A 17,491-nucleotide genomic window follows, 5' to 3' on the forward strand; every position below is an offset into this window, starting at 1 on the left:
TATTACATGAAAAAGTCAATCTTATACGTTTTGATCCTTGCGCTGCCGGCCAGTCTTGCCTCTTGCAAGAAGTGGCTCGACCTGCAGCCTCAGGATGGCATTGTGCGGGAGGAATTCTGGAAAACCAAAGAGCAGGTTGAATCGGCCGTGGTGGGCATCTATTCTTCCATGCTGGGCAGCACCATCGGCGACCGTCCCATTCCCGAATACCTTTTTGTATGGGGCGAAGGGCGCGGAGACATGGTATCGCCCGGCTTCCGGGCTTCTGCGGCCGAGCTGGACATTGTGTACCTCAACATGCTTTCCACCAATAACTTTTGCAACTGGCGCTCTTTCTACCAAACGATCAATTACTGCAATACGGTGATTGACCTGGCCCCGCAGGTATTGGAGCACGACAACACCTTTTCGCAGGAACAACTGAACCGCGCCACCGGTGAAGCGCTTACCATCCGGGCGTTGATGTATTTCTACCTGGCGCGCAGCTTTGGAGAGGTGCCATTACGGCTGCAGGCTACCGTCAGCGATAAGGATATAGCGCCCCTGGGAAAAAGCAGCCAGGATACCATCCTGCACCAGATCGTGACCGACCTCAAAAAAGCGGAGCCCCTGTTGCCACTCACCTATGGCAACAAAGCCACCGATAAGGGCCGGGCTACCCGGTATACGGTGAATGCCCTGCTGGCAGATGTTTATCTCTGGATGGACAAATACAATGAATGCGTAGCCGAGTGCAACAAAATCATTAAATCGGGCAGGTTTGGTCTGGTGCGCGCTGAGCAGTTCTTCAACAGCGTTTTCCTCGAAGGCAATTCCAACGAAAGCATCTTTGAGCTGCAATACAATACGCAGAAACTGAATTCTTTTTATGCGATGCATACCCCCGGCAACCGGCGCTGGGGTGCCGCCTTCCACCTCAGCGAAGATGTATATGGCATCGACCTCGTCAACACAGAGCCTATTGTGGACGTACGGGGCGATAAAACATCTTTCCGTGGTACCGATTTCACCATCTGGAAATATGTGGGCGCTGATAACGACGGACGTGAATTGCGGCCTTTTGAACAATCCGATGCCCACTGGATCTTCTACCGCTATGCCGACATCCTGTTGCTGAAAGCGGAAGCCATCAACCAGCTCGACCAACCTTTGGAAGCATCCCGGATTGTGAAAACTGTGCGGGAACGCGCCCATGCGCTCGAACTGCGCGCCATGGACAGCACGAACAAAAGTTCCATGACAGGCTACATACTCGAAGAAAGGCAGCGTGAGCTGGCTTTTGAAGGGAAGCGCTGGTATGATGTATTGCGGAACGCCAAGCGGAACAATTACGAAGGCATCCAGTACCTGCTCAATATGGCCAGTATGAGTGTGCCTTCGGACCGACTGCAGGCAGCGCTTAACAAGCTGCGTGATAAGAACAGCCATTATTTCCCGATAGTCACTTATGAATTGCAGACTAACAGCCTGCTGGTGCAGAACCCCTTTTACAAATAACTAATTCGCCTGTTTATGAAAAAGCAATATGTATTTGCCACAGCCATCTTGCTGATGCTGCTTTCGGAGCTCCTGCTGCCGGGCTGCAAAAAGCAGCAGTTCCGGGAAGAGACGACCGGGGATGTAAACATTGTGGGGTACCTCGATAAGTACCCCGATTCCTTTTCGCTGTTCAGGCAGATCCTGGAGCGAACAGACAACAGCGCCTTCCTGAACGCATACGGTGCTTATACCTGCTTTGCCCCAACCAATAGTGGTGTTAAGGCCTGGCTGGCTTCCAATAAGTTCACATCTGTGGAGGGCGCTGATGTGAATGTGTTGAAGGAACTCGTGAAATTCCACTTGCTTAACGATACGGTAACCACAGCCTCCTTTAAGGATGGTAAACTGCCCGTACCCACCATGCAAAGCCAGTTCCTGATCACCGGCGTAGTTAATAAGGATGGCAATTCCAGCTATACGGTAAATCGGCAGGCAGCGGTATTGCGCTCGAATGTGAAAGTAGGCAATGGCATTGTACACGAGATCGATCATATTCTCACTCCTGCTGCGAAGTCAATCGCCCAGCAGCTGGAAAGCGATCCGCAATTCTCGATCTTTACGCAAGCCTTGAAGGAAACCAAATTCTACGATCGGTTGAACACGGTTGATCCTGATACTGCCAAACGCTGGATGACGGTGATCGCAGAAAGCAACCAGGCTTTGGCCGATAGTGGCATCACTTCTTACGCCGCCCTCAAGAACAGGTATTGCAATACGAAGAACCCCGAGAATCCGGCAGACAGCCTATACATTTATGTAGCCTATCACGTATTGCGGGATATTAAATTTCTCGGAGATATCATCAACTCCTCTTCACACCAAACACTGCAACCTCAGGAGGTGATCAGTACACAGCTGATCGACCAGGATGTGGTGGTGAACGAAGATGTCTTTGATGGGGTGATAGAAAAAGGTATTTCCCTTAATCGCAGCAAAAGTGATAATGCAGCCACCAATGGGGTATGGCACTATGCAGGCGCTCACTATATGGTTAAGTACCGTAAACCGGCCGGTGTGTTCTGGGACCTTTCGGCTTTCCCGGAGATCATGAAATTGCCTGCCTATTATAAAAAGCAGAATTACACATTCAAGCGGCAGAATGAGCTGGACCGGCCCATCAAGGATATCGATTGGGAGTACCGGTTGAACAATGGCGATTTTCTTACTTATGAATACACCACAACAGGGTCTATTGCCAACTTCGCCTGTAACAACGATATCATTACCATTCCCTTGAATGCACCAGCCCGCCCGGCCTGGTATGAATTTACCACGCCTGTGATCATCAAAGGGCGTTACAAGGTTTGGATCTGCTACCGCTCGCGCAACCCGGTACAAGTCAATGTACGCGTTAACGGAGAATTGATGCAACGGCCCGTTAACCTGGGTGAAGCAAAACCGGCGGGTTCGGATGCGGAACTGGAGTCTATCGGATGGAAACAATATACAGCTACTCCTGCCGGGTTCTTCTCGGCCCGGCTGGTTGGAACCGTGGATATAAAAACGACCGAGCGGCATAAACTGCGCATCGAAGGGCTTAGTGGCACCAATGCCGCCAACCACCTCGATATGGTACATTTTATCCCGGTGAATGATAACCAGATCTTCCCAAGGTTCAAACCAGATGGCTCTAAAGTGTATCAATAATTGAATGGTTTGCACCTGTATCTGAAAATGATGCTACAAGGTGCAGTCTGAATTTCTAAACATAGTTACTCATGCGACGTATTTTAATAAGATCTATACAGGTTCTCCTTGTTTGCGGCAGCTTGTTACCCGCCTGCCAAAAATGGGATGACCACCATGCGATCACCGATCCTGCTACCGACAAAGACCTTTTTCAGCAGATCGAAGCGCGCAGCAACCTCAGTAAGTTCAGGGAACTACTCGTAAAATCGGGTTACGACAAGGTCATAGCTTCTTCCAAAACGTTCACCGTGTTTGCGCCCACCGATGCGGCCTTGAGCAACCTGGATCCGGCAGTGGTGAACAATGATGCGAAGCTCAAAATGTTCGTGGCCAACCATATCACCAATCAATCGCACAAAACCGGCGAGGCTACGGCCCCTGTACGGCTGCAGATGCTGAGTGAAAAATACACTACGCTGAAAGGAAAGCTGCTCGAAGATGCGACGATCACCGAGGCCGACCGCTATGCGCGTAACGGCGTACTGCAGGTGATCGATAAGGCCGTGCCTGCCCTGCAGAACATATGGGAGTTCATCGAGAGCGATCCGCTCGCGCCAGCCGTTCAACGTTCCTATTTCCTTTCTCTCTTTGGTAACGTGTACGATACGACCAATGCCGTTCAGATCGGCGTTGATCCCAATACGGGCGAACCGATCTATCAACCCGGCACCGATTCCGTGCGAACAAATGCATTCTGGCGAAGCGTTTATGACCTGCGGGAGGAGAAGAAACAGTACACCGTATTCCTGCTCAACGATAATGCATGGGCAACAGAGATCGGTAACTATATACCCCTCTTCAAATCGGGCGGCGCCGATACCAGCATCCGCCTGGCCAGCTGGAATGTGCTGCGCGATTGTGCCATCGAAGGCGCCTACGACGCCAATACGCTACCGGATACCGTATTATCGAGATACAATACGAAAGTAGGGATCGACAAAAGCCAGATAGAGCGCACCATCAAAACGAGCAATGGCACCATCTTCATCATGAAGAAACTGAACGTGAGGCCTGTCGATAAGTTCACGCCTATTGTGATCCAGGCCGAGAACTACCAAACGGTCAGTCATGACCGCCGCAACAATACCTATTTCCGCGACCGCATCACCCCCTCCACCGGAAAGGGTTTTCGCGATGTGCTGGTATATAATCATGGAGTAGCGCTGTTTAACCTTGGTTATCGCCTCTCGGGGCTTCCCACCATAAAATACAAGGCTTACTGGGTCGCCTTGCATGACAACATCAATGGTTCTTCTACCACTTTTCAGCAGAAACTTGGGATAGGCACCGCCACCTCCACTTTACTGCCTTATGTAACGGTGGGCCTTAACAACTATGACGAGGTATACCTGGGAGAGTTTCCGATCAATACCTATACCGCTACCACGATGATCTATTTGACGGCGGCCAACAGCACGGCTGCCCTGACCAATACCATCGTGTGCGATTACATCAAACTGGTACCCGTTCTCTAAACTCATTCATTTTTGATTAATACTATTCAGATGTTCTTTATAAACAATTTTATCAGAAGAACGGCGGCTGTCTCAGCCCTCCTGCTGGTGACCGGCAGCCTTGCCGCACAAACCGATGCCGAAAAGGACAGCACGGCCGCAGTGGTGGTGGTGAAGGCAGTAGAGAAGAAAGGCGTTCCTGTAAGTGGCGTGGTCAAAGATGCGGCAACGGGGAAAGGCCTTGCAGGCATCCGCATTGAGGTGGAGGGGTTTTCGGCGGCGATCACCGACGACCAGGGAAAATTTTCGATCATAGCGCCATCGTATGGTTCCACCCTGTCGATTGCCGGAGAGGGCTACGATTCCCGGCGCGTGCCCCTGAAAGGAAGGAATAGCATTGAATTTTCGCTGCTCAGCGATTCGCATATCTCCTTTCATGAGCCGGTAGAAATGCCCTTTGGGCCTGTTACCAAAGGAAAGGTTACAGCTGCCACCGGGCAATACAATATCAATGCCGCCTGGTCGCAGCCTGGCGAAATGGCTGACGGTATATTACAAGGCCGTATTGCCGGCTTGCAGGTGATCCGCCGATCGGGCAATCCGGGCGCCGGCGCCAACCTGTTCCTGCGCGGGTATAATTCACTCTATGGCACCAACAAACCCCTGATCATCGTTGACAATATGTTGTACGATGGTAATGAATACGGCGAAAGCATCATCGCCAATAATGTGGCAAATCCACTGGCGTTGATCGACGTGAAGGATATCGACAATATCACGGTATTGAAAGATGCGTCGAGCATTTACGGCACCAAGGGGGCCAACGGCGCTATCATCATTACCACTTCCCGCACGAAGAACCAGGCTACCCGGATCGACTTTGCCGCTTATACGGGCTTCAATACGGCACCCAAAGATCTGCCTGTGATGAATGCTTCGGATTACCGGATCTATTTGAGCGAAATGCTGCAAAGCAAAGGAATGCCGGATGCCGATATTGCCAGGTTGCCCTACATGAATGATGATGAGAAAAATGCTGACTATGCCCGCTATCACTATAAGACCGACTGGCAAAAGCAGGTATTGAGGAACAGCGCCAACCAGAATATATTTCTGAAAGTAACCGGGGGCGACAATATCGCAACGTATGGCCTCAGCATGGGTTATGCCGGCAACCAGGGAATCGTGAAACAAACTGATCTCACCCGGTACAATACGCGTTTCAACGCCGTATTCAATTTCACCAGGCGATTTACCGGTACGGCCAACCTGAGCTTTACTTACAATGAACAGAACCTGAAAGACCAGGGCATGGCCGATAAAACGGCGCCTTTGTTCCTATCCTGGACGAAAGCGCCTTTTCTACCCGCCAATGAAGTGAACGATAAAGGAGTAGAATCGCCCAACCTCACCGATGCAGACCTGCTTGGCCTGAGCAACCCGGCCGTGATCATTGCCAATATGCAGGCATATAATAAGTACTACCGCTTCTTCGGCTCCTTTGGTTTCAAATACGACATTTCAAAGAGCCTCAGCGCCAGTACCCTGATGGGTGTCGTCTTCGACAAAGTGCGGGAGAATTTCTTTGTGCCGCGCAAAGGGGTGGCCGATGACACACTGACCAACGCCATCGCCGAAAGCCGTATGGGCACGCAGGTGAAACGCCTGTTCACCATTTACAACGACACCAGGCTTACCTACAACCGGCAGTTTGGAAGGGATCATGCCCTGACGGCCAATCTCGGTTTGCGCTACCAACACAACAAAGCAGAACAGGATTACGCCAAAACATTCAACTCGGCTACGGATGACCTGGTGAGTGTTCAAAACGGGGTGGCAGCCCTGCGCCTGGTGGGTGGCGGAATCGGCGAATGGAACTGGCTGAACACTTATTTCGGTGCTCAATACGGGTTCCGCGATAAGTATTTCGGGACGCTGAATGCGGCACTCGATGGTTCGTCCCGGTTTGGAACGGAAGCATCAGAAGGGCTTTCGATGGCTGGCAGGAAATTTCCCTTGATGTATTCGGTGGGCGGCGGCTGGCTGATCTCTTCTGAACAGTTCATGGCCAACTCCTTCCTCGACCTGTTGAAGCTGCGTGCTACTTACAGCGTATCGGGCAATGACGATATCGGCAATTACAGCGGGCGGATGACCTACCGGTCGCAAAACCTATTGGGTGCGCAAGGCTTATTGCGGGGCGGTATCGCGAACCCTGCATTGCAATGGGAAAAGAAGAGCATGGTGAATGCCGGCATAGATCTTTCTTTCTGGAACGAGCGGGTAGGACTGAGTGCCGACGTGTATCACGCCTCGATTGACCGTATGCTGGTGTATGAGACCTTGCCCACTGCCAGCGGTTTTACCACGATACTCACCAATAACGGCAGCATGGAGAACACTGGTATAGAAGCCAATGTGAACGTGCGGATCCTAAACCTCAAAGACCTTAGCTGGGATGCGGGTTTCAATATAGCGACCAATAAGAACAAGATCAAAGCGGTGCCCGGCAATCGCTTTACCACCACTTTTGCAGATGCTACCATCCTGACGGCAGTGGGGCAGCCTGCCAGTCAGTTTTACGGCTATACCACACAGGGTGTTTTTGCGAGCGATGCCGAAGCAGCGGCAGCAGGCCTTTCGAGCAAAAATGCCAACGGTTCTTTGACTCCTTTCAAAGGAGGTGATATACATTTTACAGACCTCGACAACAACAAGGTCATAGACGACAATGACCGGCAGGTGATCGGCGAGCCCCACCCTGTATTTTTCGGCGGATTCAACAACCGGTTGATCTGGAAACAATTTGAACTGGGTATCCTCTTTACATTCAATTACGGTAACGATGTATTCAACTATGTACGTTACCGCCTGGAATCGCTCAGCTCAGCCAATAACCAACTGGAAAGCGCCCGCAACCGGTGGAGAGGTGATGGCCATGTCACGAACATGCCCAAGGCTACCTGGGGCGATCCGGTAGGCAATAGCCGGTTCAGCGACCGCTGGATAGAGGACGGCTCTTACATCCGCCTGCGCAGTGTTGCTGTTCAATACAACCTGCCCATACGGCCCGGCAGTTTCCTGAAGAACGCCAGTATCTATGCCAATGGTACCAACCTCTTTACACTCACCAAATACAAAGGATACGATCCGGAGTTTAGCGCAACACCCAGTGTATTTACGCAAGGCATCGATACAGGACTCGATCCCCTGTTCCGCACCGTAACGGTGGGTGTACGGGTAGGTTTGTAAGATGGATAAAGTTTAGTTTTTGTAACCGAGTAATTGATCTCATATGAAAATGTTTTCCTTACGATATGTTCTTCCTGTGATGCTCCTGGCTATCCTGGCTGGTGGCTGCAAACGGGTTTTTGATATTAAGCCGGGTACTGAACTGGACAGCAGCCAGATGTACCTCAATGTATACGATGCCGATGCTGCTGTTATGGCTATATATGGAAAGTTCATGGCGCTCTCCGACCGGTATATTATCCTCAATGAGCTGCGGGGCGACCTGCTGGAGTATACCGTGAATGCGGATGAAAACCTCCGTCAGATCAGCACCCACCAGGTGAAGGCAGACAATCCATATGCCAGTCCAAGGCCATTCTATGAATTGATCCTGCAGTGTAATGATGTGCTGAAAAACTTTGCCATCATGAAACAAAAGAACCTGATGAAGGAAGGCGAATACGACCAACGGTTTTCGGATATCGCCACCCTGCGTTCGTTCCTGTACCTGCAACTGGGCATACACTATGGCGATGAGGTTCGGTATGTTACTGATGCGCTGGAAACGGTAGACGCCGTGAAGGATGAGAGCCGGTTTCCGAAAGTAAAGTTTACAGTACTGATTGATAGCCTCATCAGTTTCACAGAAAAGATCACGTTCAAAAATCCTTATCCTACCGGCACTACGTTGAACATTCTGCTGGACGGCCACCCTACCACCACCATGTTCATCAACAAAAAGATCTTGTTGGGTGACCTCTATTTGTGGAAAGGGAATTACCGGCAGGCAGCCATCTATTTCCGCGAAGTGTTGGAAACAGCTACCGTGGGCGCACAAGGGGAAACCTATTATTCCCAATACAAACTAGGCTGGACCGGTAATCACAACCATTACGTTAGTTATACCCGTGCGGGCGATGCTTCTTCCCTGAACTTTGCAGATGGCTGGCGGGTGATCTTCGACCGGCCTTATGATGCGGGCTATAGCCGTGAGTGGATCTGGGCACTTCCGTATGACAGCCGTTTTGCGCCGGACAATCCGCTCATTAAACTGTTTTCACCCATCGGCGGCAGTTACCTGGTAAAGCCTTCGCAGGCGATCATCGACAACTGGAATAGTCAGCGGCAGCGGCCGGTGGCCGTAGCGGGATCCGCCAACGGCATTCCCTATGATGCACGCGGCCCCTTAAGCGTGCGGCTCATTGGCGATCAACCGGTGGTCATGAAATTCCTGTACAATTATATCAACTATGCCACCATGCTGCCGGTGAACCCGCTTACCAAAAACGGCAAGTGGTTCCTGCTGCGGCAAACGCACCTGCATACCCGCTTTGCAGAGGCCGCCAACCGCGATGGCTATCACAAGCTTGCCTATGGTTTCATCAATGCGGGTATCCGCGGCGCCTACCCCGTTCCGGCCAATACGCCCAATGTGACGCCCTACCAAAATACACTGGCCTACCCGGCGCCTTACAATTTTGATGCGCGAATGGGGGATATCCCCAATTACCGGAGCGATTGGTACCGACAGATCGGTATCCGCAACCGGGCCTTGCTGCTGGACGATGAAGTACCCGCTGGCGCCGATAGCCTGACCTACGTCGAGAACAGTATCATCAACGAGAATGCCCTGGAGAATGCCTTCGAGGGTACCCGCTGGCCCGATCTGTTGCGGGTGGCGCTTCGCCGCAACGACCCGGCCTTCCTGGCTGATAAGATCTATCAGAAATTGCTGAAAGATGGCGTACCCGATGCAGCAGCGGTGAAAGCGAAGCTTATGAACAAAGAAAACTGGTACCTGCCGTTTAAATTATAGGGGGAACTACACGCCGGCCAGGAAAACTGGGTTTTCCAGTCTGCCGGCATTCGGGGGCCGACCATTTTGGTCGGCCCTTTTTATTTTATATCAATGTCGCCTGCCCCTCAAAAACATATAGCCCGCCAGGGCGGGCCATATGTCCTTTCTTTTTCCGGAAATCCGTCCTTTTCGGGCGGGTCCGGCAGCTTCAAGGCACTCCTGCAAGAAATTTACTTATAACAATGGATGGTTAGTACCGCTGGGTAATGTGCTTCAGAAATGGCACCAGCATAGGCACCCATTTGATATACCTCCTGTATTGTTCCCCAAACGACGCCAGCAGGTCGCGTTCTTCGAACTGGATGGCCACCAGGATATACACCGTGGTGACGACCGCGAAGAGCAGGTGCGCCGCACTCATGGCCGGCGTTGCCCAAAACGCAATCAGAAATCCCAGGTAAAGGGGATGACGGACCAACCTGTAAAACAACGGCATCCTGAATGGCAGGTTCGTATAGGGCTTCCCTTTGTAATAGAGCCATACCTGGCGAAGGCCAAAGAGGTCAAAGTGATTGATGAGAAAAGTACTGGTAAACACGATCGACCAACCGCTGAGGTAAGCGATAGACAGAACGGTCTTCAATACCGTATTCTCCACCTGCCACACCATACCCCCCATGGGTTGCCACAACCACATCAGCATAATGAGGCATACGCTGGCCAGCAATACGTAGGTGCTTCGTTCGAGGGGCTGGGGAACGTATTTTATCCACCACTCCTTAAAAGCCGGCCTCGCCATAATACTGTGCTGGAGGGCAAAAAGGAGTAACAACGAAGCATTGATGAAGGCAGCGCTCAGGAGGGATGTCTGCGGGGTACTGTCAATCGATTTACCGACAAAGAGATTTCCAACAAATCCGATGGCATACAGAATCGTTCCGAGAAATATGCAATAGCTACCTGCACCATACAGCAAAAACAATACTTTCTTCATGACTAATAGGAATTTACGCAGCCGGGAATCGGCTCCCGGTCAATGTTTAATGGAATAAAGATTATTTTTAGCAGGGTAGTGCAAGGTTAACCAAAACCGGGGTATGGGGAAAGCGTACCTTAGCAGATGTATTGATATCATGCGTATTAAGCGGCCTTTTTTGAGGAAGGGACTTGCTGGCTGAAACAGGAATAGTTGGTTTGACCGGCTCAATGTAAAGCCTTAACTACACAGAAAATCAGGCCGTTCAATCAGGACTCTTTCGCCGGGAACAGAAAAAGACTGTACTTACAATCAAGATAAGCCCAAGCCATCGATCCATGAAGTTATTGCCCTATATCTGCGTTCTCTTCGTGGCAGTGTACTGCTGCGTGTTACCCCATGGAGCAATAGCGCAGTTCCGTTTTGAGAAGGCCATTGTATTGAACAAGGAGCAGGGGCTGGCGGCCAACCATGTCCGGGCCATCCGCAAGGGACCGGATGGTTTTATCTGGATCGGTACACCGGAGGGCCTTTGCCGCTTCGACGGCCAGCAGTTCAAGACCTTCCGGGTAGGCACCGACCTGCAATACACGCTGTATGACAATACGGTCAATTCGGTACTGCCCTTGCGCAACGAAGTGTGGGCCGCTACCAACCAGGGTATATCAGTACTCGATATCAGGCAAGGTACATTCAGGCATTATCAAATTGGTGCAAAAGGTAAAATGGATAGTTTGACGAAGGACTTTGATTATGGCGTGAACACGATCGTCGATGACCGGAAAGGTAATATCTGGATCGGCACCATTCACCATGGCTTATGGAGATACGATGCGGGAAAGGATAATTTCATCAATTACCCCTACCCTGCTGCAGCCTATCCATACATAGTGCCTGTGCTCGGCTCCAACAACCATATCCTGTCTATCGAACCGTCGCGTACCAACGACAGCATCATTTATGCCGGTACCCTGAGCGGACTGGAAGAGATCAATACCTATACCGGCAAAGTACGCTGGTATGTTTATCCGCAAAAAGACAAGGCATACCAGAGTGGGGTGAACGTATTCCGGCGAATGTACCACCACACCGATGGGTTGTTGTACGTGGGCAACTGGTCGGCGGGCATGCACACCTTCGACCCCAAAACAGGGGCTCTCACACCCCTTCCCGTTAGTGACCGCTGGCAAACAGCCCTGAACGGGTCTATCGGTACCCTCTACGCCAAGAGCGATCATGAATTATGGGTCACCACGGTGGGGGCACTGGCGGTGTACGATACCGACCTGAAAGACGTCACCTGGGCGCGCTTCAACAATCCGCAAAAGGAACTCTACTATGGTATTCACTGCATCGATGAAAGGAACCGGGTATGGTATGGCAGCATCAATGGCATTCAGTACTTCGACCCTACGATGCAGCAGTTCTCAACCTACTCGTTTCATGAGTTGTACGGGATGGACTGGGCCTATGCTCAACACATCATCAGCGATAAGCTGGGTCGTACGGTAACGGTGTGCCCCATCCAGGCAAACGGTATTTATGTATTCGACCGGATCAGCGGCGAGTGGACCAGGCTGGCCTTTAAAGGAGTTAATGTACCCGCCAAGCTGGAAGTATACAGTGTATCCTCTTTCCCGGATGGGCGACTGGCCATATCTTCGAACAAGGGCCTCTTCACCTATAATAAAACTACCCAGGTGCTTCAGCCATTAATACCACCGCCTACGCGCTTCCGCCAGTTACGGGATATCGTGGTAGATAAACGTGGCAGGATATGGTTGGGTGCGGGTGCCGATGGTTTGATCCGATGGGAATACCCATCCAACCAATTCAAGAACTACGATCGATTCATCTGGCCCAACGATACCTCCAAAGTTGGCGACCGTGTGGTGAACCTGTACGAAGACAGCCGCGGCAATATCTGGTTCACCCGCAACAGCGGCATGGGGGTTTACCTGGCCGTGCAGGACTCGATCATCAACTTTGGTTATAAGGATGGCCAATCGAACAGCTTTCCTTTTGTGCATCGATATATGGAAGATGGTAGCGGCAGAATGTGGGCCCTGAGCAATGCCGGCTGGCTGGGCTATGCCCTGGTAAGCAATCCCGCTGGCGGCGTAGTGACCAAATACTACCTGCCCGATAAACAAGTGCAGGGAAGAGTGTATGGGCTTGCGCGTGATCCACAGGGGCATTTATGGGGCTTCAGCGATAAACAATTGTTCCGTATTCAAAAGGGCGATACAGCCGTAACGACCTTCAACTTCGATTATGGCGTAAAGGACCCCGACTTTTTTCATATTTCATTTCTTCCTTCGGGCGGAATGGTGCTGGGTGGACGGAACAGCCTGGTGCTGGCCAACATGGAACAATTTAAGCGGAATGATGAAATGCCGGTTCCCTATATCAGCGAATTACATGTATTGAATCAACCGTACACCATGCCGCCGGTTTTCGGCGATTCAGCCCTTGAACTGTCGCATCAGCGGAATTTCTTTACAGTAGGTTTTTCGGCGCAGGCTTACACATTGCCCAACGAAGTGAAGTTCCGCTACCGGCTCGCTGGTTTTGACGATTGGAAAGAAGTAACAGGACGGGGCAGTGCCAACTACACGAATGTACCCCCGGGCAATTATGTATTCCAGTTGCAGGCTGCGAACAATGAAGGCGTTTGGAACAAAAAGATGGTTCAACTGGCCATGCACATTGCAACGCCCTGGTACAAGACCTGGTGGTTTTATTTGCTGTCGTTTGTGGTGATCTCGGCCTTGGTGTACTGGCTCTACCGGATGCGCATCGGCCAGGTGCGAAAGAAGGAGCAGCTCAAAGCGCAATATGAAAAGAAGCTGGCGAACGTAGAGATGAGTGCCTTGCTGGCACAAATGAATCCGCATTTCTTATTCAACTGTCTCAATTCCATCGACAGCTACATTATCAAGAACGAATCGAGAAAGGCATCTGAATACCTGAACAGTTTTGCCCGCCTGATGCGGTTGATACTGCAAAACTCAAGATCGAACTATATCAGCTTAAAGGACGAGATCGAGACGCTCGAACTGTACCTGCAGATGGAAGGCCTGCGATTCAGGGATCAGTTTCAGTATGAGATCCGCATCATGACGGAAACCGACACCGGCTCTATCGTAATACCGCCGATGCTGATACAGCCCTATGTAGAAAACGCCATCTGGCATGGACTGATGAATAAAAATGACGGCACCCCCCGCAAAGTGAATATACAGATCGAAGAGCGCGACAACAATTTGTATTGTGTGATCCAGGACAATGGTGTTGGTCGGGAGAAAGCGCAAGTACTACGCACGCAGAAGCTTTCGGGCAAGCGGCGTTCGATGGGCATGCAGATCACCAAAGACCGGATGGAGATCATCAATAAATTATATGACGTACAAACTTGTGTGAAGGTGACGGACCTTACCGATGAGGGAGGTCAGGCTCTGGGCACGCGGGTAGAGCTGGTGATTCCATTGTAGAAATCTTATGTTCATTATAAAAGTGTTCTTATGATCAAAGCAGTGATTATTGACGATGAGCACCACAGCATCGAGACGCTGAAATGGAAGCTGGATAATTATTGTCCGGAGGTGCAGGTAGTGGCTTCTTTCGAGAAGCCGGCAGAGGGGGTTGCCTGGCTAAAGGTAAATGCTCCCGACCTGTTGTTTCTTGACATAGAAATGCCGATGCTGAACGGTTTTGATGTATTGGAAGAACTTGGTAAGGACATACCGTTTGACGTGATCTTTACGACTGCCTATGATAATTTCGGCATTCAGGCCGTGAAATGCAGTGCGCTGGATTATCTGCTGAAGCCGGTTCAAAACAAGGAGTTGAAAGAGGCGATCGAAAAGCACCAGAAAAAATCTACCCGGAAGATACCGGTGGAACAGGTGGATGCCTTGCTCACGAACGTGCAGGCAGAGCGAAAGGGTAAGATGGGAAGGATTGCACTGGCTTCGAAAGAGAGTATCGAATTTGTCGATCCGCAGGTGATCATCTGTTGCGAGGCCAGCAGTAACTACACCACGGTATACCTGACCGACAATCGCAAAAAAGTGATCTCACGGATATTAAAGGATTTTGAAGATATGCTGACGCCCTATCATTTTTTCAGGGCGCACAACTCGTTCCTGGTCAACCTCAACCAGGTGCGGGAGTTCATCCGGGGCGATGGCGGCTATTTGCTGATGGAGAATAAGATGAAGATCCCTGTGTCGAAGAACCGGCGCGAGGAGCTGATGAACTTATTGCTCTAACCTATTCTTTGGTTACAGGAGGTTACATGAGTTAAGGTGCAGGCTTATGCCTGCAGGAATCTGATTTGAAGCAAGAGGAAGGCGCCAAGCGTAATACACAGGCAAATTTTGTGTTCTTCCACTTATATGAAGTACCACTATGCAGGAAAACGGAACAATTAGAACCAAAGATGGTTGCAGCATCGTCATGAAGGTGTATGAACAGGATCCGCCGCAAGGAAAGGTCATCCTGATAGGACCTTCTGTGCTTGCCACCCAGCAGCACTATCATGAAATGGCGGCCTTCTTACAATCGCAAGGCTACGCGGTCATCACGTTCGACTACAGAGGCGTTGGCCTTTCGGCCCCGGTGCGGCTACGCGGCTACAAAGCCCGGCTGCAACAATGGGCCATGCAGGATATGGATGCGGTGATCCGCTACGCCCGCAACCGCTTTCCCAACCAGGAACTGATATACATCGGGCATGGCATCGGCGGCGAGTTGATCGGTCTGTCACCAGCCAGCCAGTATATCAACCGGCTGGTGCTCGTAAACAGTGCCCTTACCTGCAAGAAACTCTGGCCCTGGAAAGACAGGCTGCGCATGACCTTCCTGAAATCGTTCGCCCGGCTGTCAAGTTCCTTGCTTGGCTATTTCCCCGGCAAACGGAGCGGCATCTCCGACGACCTGCCCAAAGGCGTCATGTATGAATGGCTCGATTGGTGCAGCAGCAACAACGGACTGTTTGATCAATTTCCCGACATAAACTACCGCAAACTGGAGATCCCCTTGCTGATGATCACCTTTACCGACGACTGGCGTTCGCCGCAAAAGGCGGTAGAGGCCCTGTTGCATTATTTCTCAGGCACCCAGGTAACCTGGCATCATTTTAAACCCGGCGATGTCGGGTGCAAGAAGATCGGCCACCTTGGGCCTTTCGATAAAAGGAATAAAGAAGGGATCTGGAATCCGATGTTGGTGTGGTTGCGGAATTGAACAGCCGGAATCGCTTACCTGCTCTACAGAATGATCAACTACAGAGATGCAGCGTTGACCTGTGTTATGCATCTCGTGCTCCCTGTTAGTTAGGTTACAGCAGTCATTACGAATTTACTTCTTCGATAGGCGCCGTGAATTTTTTCAGGTCGATCAACTCTTCCGGAAGCGGTTTCTTATTCCAATAAGCATGTACGGCCATGGCGGCGCCTACCGCAGAGGCCTGCGCTATCGAGGCTGCATATACTTCGAGCTGTGGATAGGCACGGGCCAGCAGGTGCATATAGACCGGGTTGCGCCCAAACCCTCCATCCACAAATATCTTTTTTACTTCCCTGCTCATGACGAGGTTCGTAGAAGCTATCTGCTGTTGCATGATATCCATGAGCAGTTGGTGATAAGCTTCTTCATAGGTAGCAAAATCTGCCAGCGGTCGCTGACCAAACACCGACTGCTGCAGGCCGTTAGCACCTGTAATTCCCTTAATGGCGGGGCGCTCTTTCAATTTCCCTGCAATGGCAGCATCGAAATGTACCGTTTTATAGTATTCAGCCCGGAGACCAAAATGGTCTGACAGTCTTTTTACCTGTTGCTCGTGCTCATAGCCGGCAAACAGGCGGGAGGCCTTCACCGGCTTCGCCCTGTATTCCATATAGCACAGGCAATCCTGCTTCAACTCTTCGGCCAACAGGCGCGATTGGTTGAAAGGGTTCAGGCTAATGCACCAGGTGCCGGTGGAGATGAGTACAAAAGGTTCATTAAAATTGGCCAGGTAGGGAATCAGTGCAGCAGAACTATCATGCAAACCCACCCCGCTAAGTACGGGCTGTCCATCAATCGCCGCGTTGATCAGTTGATCGGACGGGTAAATGGGCGCCAGTTTATCAATGATCCCTTCCCGGAAAAGCCACTCATGGTAATGGTTCTGCGAAAAATTCCACAAGGCTGTATGACAACCTATACTGGTAATATCAGAATACTTTTTACCGGTGAGCAGGTAACTCATGTATTGGGGCAGGTGTAAGGAATGCCTGATCTTTTCAAATAAAGAAGGACGTTCCTTCTTAAGCCAATACAACTGCAATCCGGAATTGAGGTTACCCAGTGCAGGCGAGGCAGTATGTATGGAAAATGTGATCTCTCCTCCGTATTGTTGGTGGAGCTCTTCCTGTAAGCCTGGCGGATAAGGCTTCAGATAGTTGTACAGCGGAGCAACCGGTTGGCCTTCCGTATTGAGGTGAACGAAGCTGGCGCCATACGTAGAGAAGTTAACCGCTTTGAGGTTGAACTCCCGCATCGAACGGATATCACGCAGGGATTGCTGTACCCAATGCGTAAGTGCGTTGATGTCTTCGCAGGCGTCTCCATCCTCATCTTTGATCTCGGCAAATGGGGTCGATCTTTCGAGCAGCATATTGTACTCCTCATCGAAGAGAAAGAACTTCTTATTGGTTTTACCGATGTCGAAGATGGCTATGATGGGCAGATTCGTCACTGTACTAAATTTTAAGCCGGGGCGGCAGACCAGCAAGTCCGCCGCCCCGGCTGTATGTT

General features: G+C 50.9%; 10 protein-coding genes. 8 read left to right on the top strand and 2 right to left on the bottom strand.

Features of this window, described 5'->3' with window-relative positions; genetic code table 11:
* Positions 1–6: 6 nt before the first annotated feature.
* From P2H89_RS30850 to P2H89_RS30870, 5 genes are all read left to right on the top strand, one after another.
* On the top strand, positions 7–1,497 hold the full coding sequence (locus tag P2H89_RS30850; protein WP_275834508.1) for a RagB/SusD family nutrient uptake outer membrane protein: 1,491 nt from the start codon (positions 7–9) through the stop codon (positions 1,495–1,497).
* Positions 1,498–1,512: 15 nt separating this feature from the next.
* Positions 1,513–3,186 (top strand): fasciclin domain-containing protein, encoded by a 1,674-nt coding sequence (locus tag P2H89_RS30855; RefSeq protein WP_275834510.1) that lies wholly within the window; start codon positions 1,513–1,515, stop codon positions 3,184–3,186.
* Between the two features lie 71 nt (positions 3,187–3,257).
* Positions 3,258–4,703 carry a fasciclin domain-containing protein gene (locus P2H89_RS30860; RefSeq protein WP_275834512.1) on the top strand — a complete coding sequence of 482 codons (1,446 nt, stop codon included), beginning with the start codon at positions 3,258–3,260 and terminating at the stop codon, positions 4,701–4,703.
* Between the two features lie 30 nt (positions 4,704–4,733).
* A complete protein-coding gene (locus tag P2H89_RS30865; protein ID WP_275834514.1) occupies positions 4,734–7,934 on the top strand; it encodes a SusC/RagA family TonB-linked outer membrane protein in 3,201 nt (1,066 codons plus the stop codon).
* Positions 7,935–7,977: 43 nt separating this feature from the next.
* Positions 7,978–9,729, top strand: coding sequence for a RagB/SusD family protein (locus P2H89_RS30870; RefSeq protein ID WP_275834516.1), 1,752 nt, complete (start codon positions 7,978–7,980; stop codon positions 9,727–9,729).
* Positions 9,730–9,961: 232 nt separating this feature from the next.
* On the opposite strand, the gene mddA is transcribed toward P2H89_RS30870, so the two are convergent.
* Positions 9,962–10,705, bottom strand: a complete 744-nt coding sequence (gene mddA / locus P2H89_RS30875; RefSeq protein ID WP_275834518.1) for a methanethiol S-methyltransferase — start codon at positions 10,703–10,705, stop codon at positions 9,962–9,964.
* 320 nt (positions 10,706–11,025) lie between these two features.
* Between mddA and P2H89_RS30880 the strand changes: the two genes are divergently transcribed.
* The 3 genes from P2H89_RS30880 to P2H89_RS30890 all read left to right on the top strand — a co-directional run bounded on the left by P2H89_RS30880 (position 11,026) and on the right by P2H89_RS30890 (position 15,937).
* Positions 11,026–14,181, top strand: a complete 3,156-nt coding sequence (locus tag P2H89_RS30880; RefSeq protein WP_275834520.1) for a sensor histidine kinase — start codon at positions 11,026–11,028, stop codon at positions 14,179–14,181.
* Positions 14,182–14,211: 30 nt separating this feature from the next.
* A complete protein-coding gene (locus P2H89_RS30885) occupies positions 14,212–14,961 on the top strand; it encodes a LytTR family DNA-binding domain-containing protein (RefSeq protein ID WP_275834522.1) in 750 nt (249 codons plus the stop codon).
* Positions 14,962–15,100: 139 nt separating this feature from the next.
* On the top strand, positions 15,101–15,937 hold the full coding sequence (locus P2H89_RS30890) for an alpha/beta fold hydrolase (protein WP_275834524.1): 837 nt from the start codon (positions 15,101–15,103) through the stop codon (positions 15,935–15,937).
* Between the two features lie 106 nt (positions 15,938–16,043).
* Here the strand turns inward: P2H89_RS30890 and P2H89_RS30895 are convergent, their stop codons facing one another.
* A complete protein-coding gene (locus tag P2H89_RS30895) occupies positions 16,044–17,432 on the bottom strand; it encodes an FGGY family carbohydrate kinase (RefSeq protein WP_275834526.1) in 1,389 nt (462 codons plus the stop codon).
* Between the last annotated feature and the right edge of the window lie 59 nt (positions 17,433–17,491).

It is taken from the genome of Paraflavitalea sp. CAU 1676 (assembly GCF_029223285.1).
Lineage (GTDB): Bacteria > Bacteroidota > Bacteroidia > Chitinophagales > Chitinophagaceae > Paraflavitalea.

Excerpts from the sequence above, each read along its gene's own strand:
- P2H89_RS30870 (WP_275834516.1), top strand. The coding sequence starts at position 7,978 with ATGAAAATGTTTTCCTTACGATATGTTCTTCCTGTGATGCTCCTGGCT.
- P2H89_RS30860 (WP_275834512.1), top strand. The coding sequence starts at position 3,258 with ATGCGACGTATTTTAATAAGATCTATACAGGTTCTCCTTGTTTGCGGC.
- P2H89_RS30865 (WP_275834514.1), top strand. The coding sequence starts at position 4,734 with ATGTTCTTTATAAACAATTTTATCAGAAGAACGGCGGCTGTCTCAGCC.
- P2H89_RS30880 (WP_275834520.1), top strand. The coding sequence starts at position 11,026 with ATGAAGTTATTGCCCTATATCTGCGTTCTCTTCGTGGCAGTGTACTGC.
- P2H89_RS30885 (WP_275834522.1), top strand. The coding sequence starts at position 14,212 with ATGATCAAAGCAGTGATTATTGACGATGAGCACCACAGCATCGAGACG.
- mddA (WP_275834518.1), bottom strand. The coding sequence starts at position 10,705 with ATGAAGAAAGTATTGTTTTTGCTGTATGGTGCAGGTAGCTATTGCATA.
- P2H89_RS30855 (WP_275834510.1), top strand. The coding sequence starts at position 1,513 with ATGAAAAAGCAATATGTATTTGCCACAGCCATCTTGCTGATGCTGCTT.
- P2H89_RS30850 (WP_275834508.1), top strand. The coding sequence starts at position 7 with ATGAAAAAGTCAATCTTATACGTTTTGATCCTTGCGCTGCCGGCCAGT.
- P2H89_RS30890 (WP_275834524.1), top strand. The coding sequence starts at position 15,101 with ATGCAGGAAAACGGAACAATTAGAACCAAAGATGGTTGCAGCATCGTC.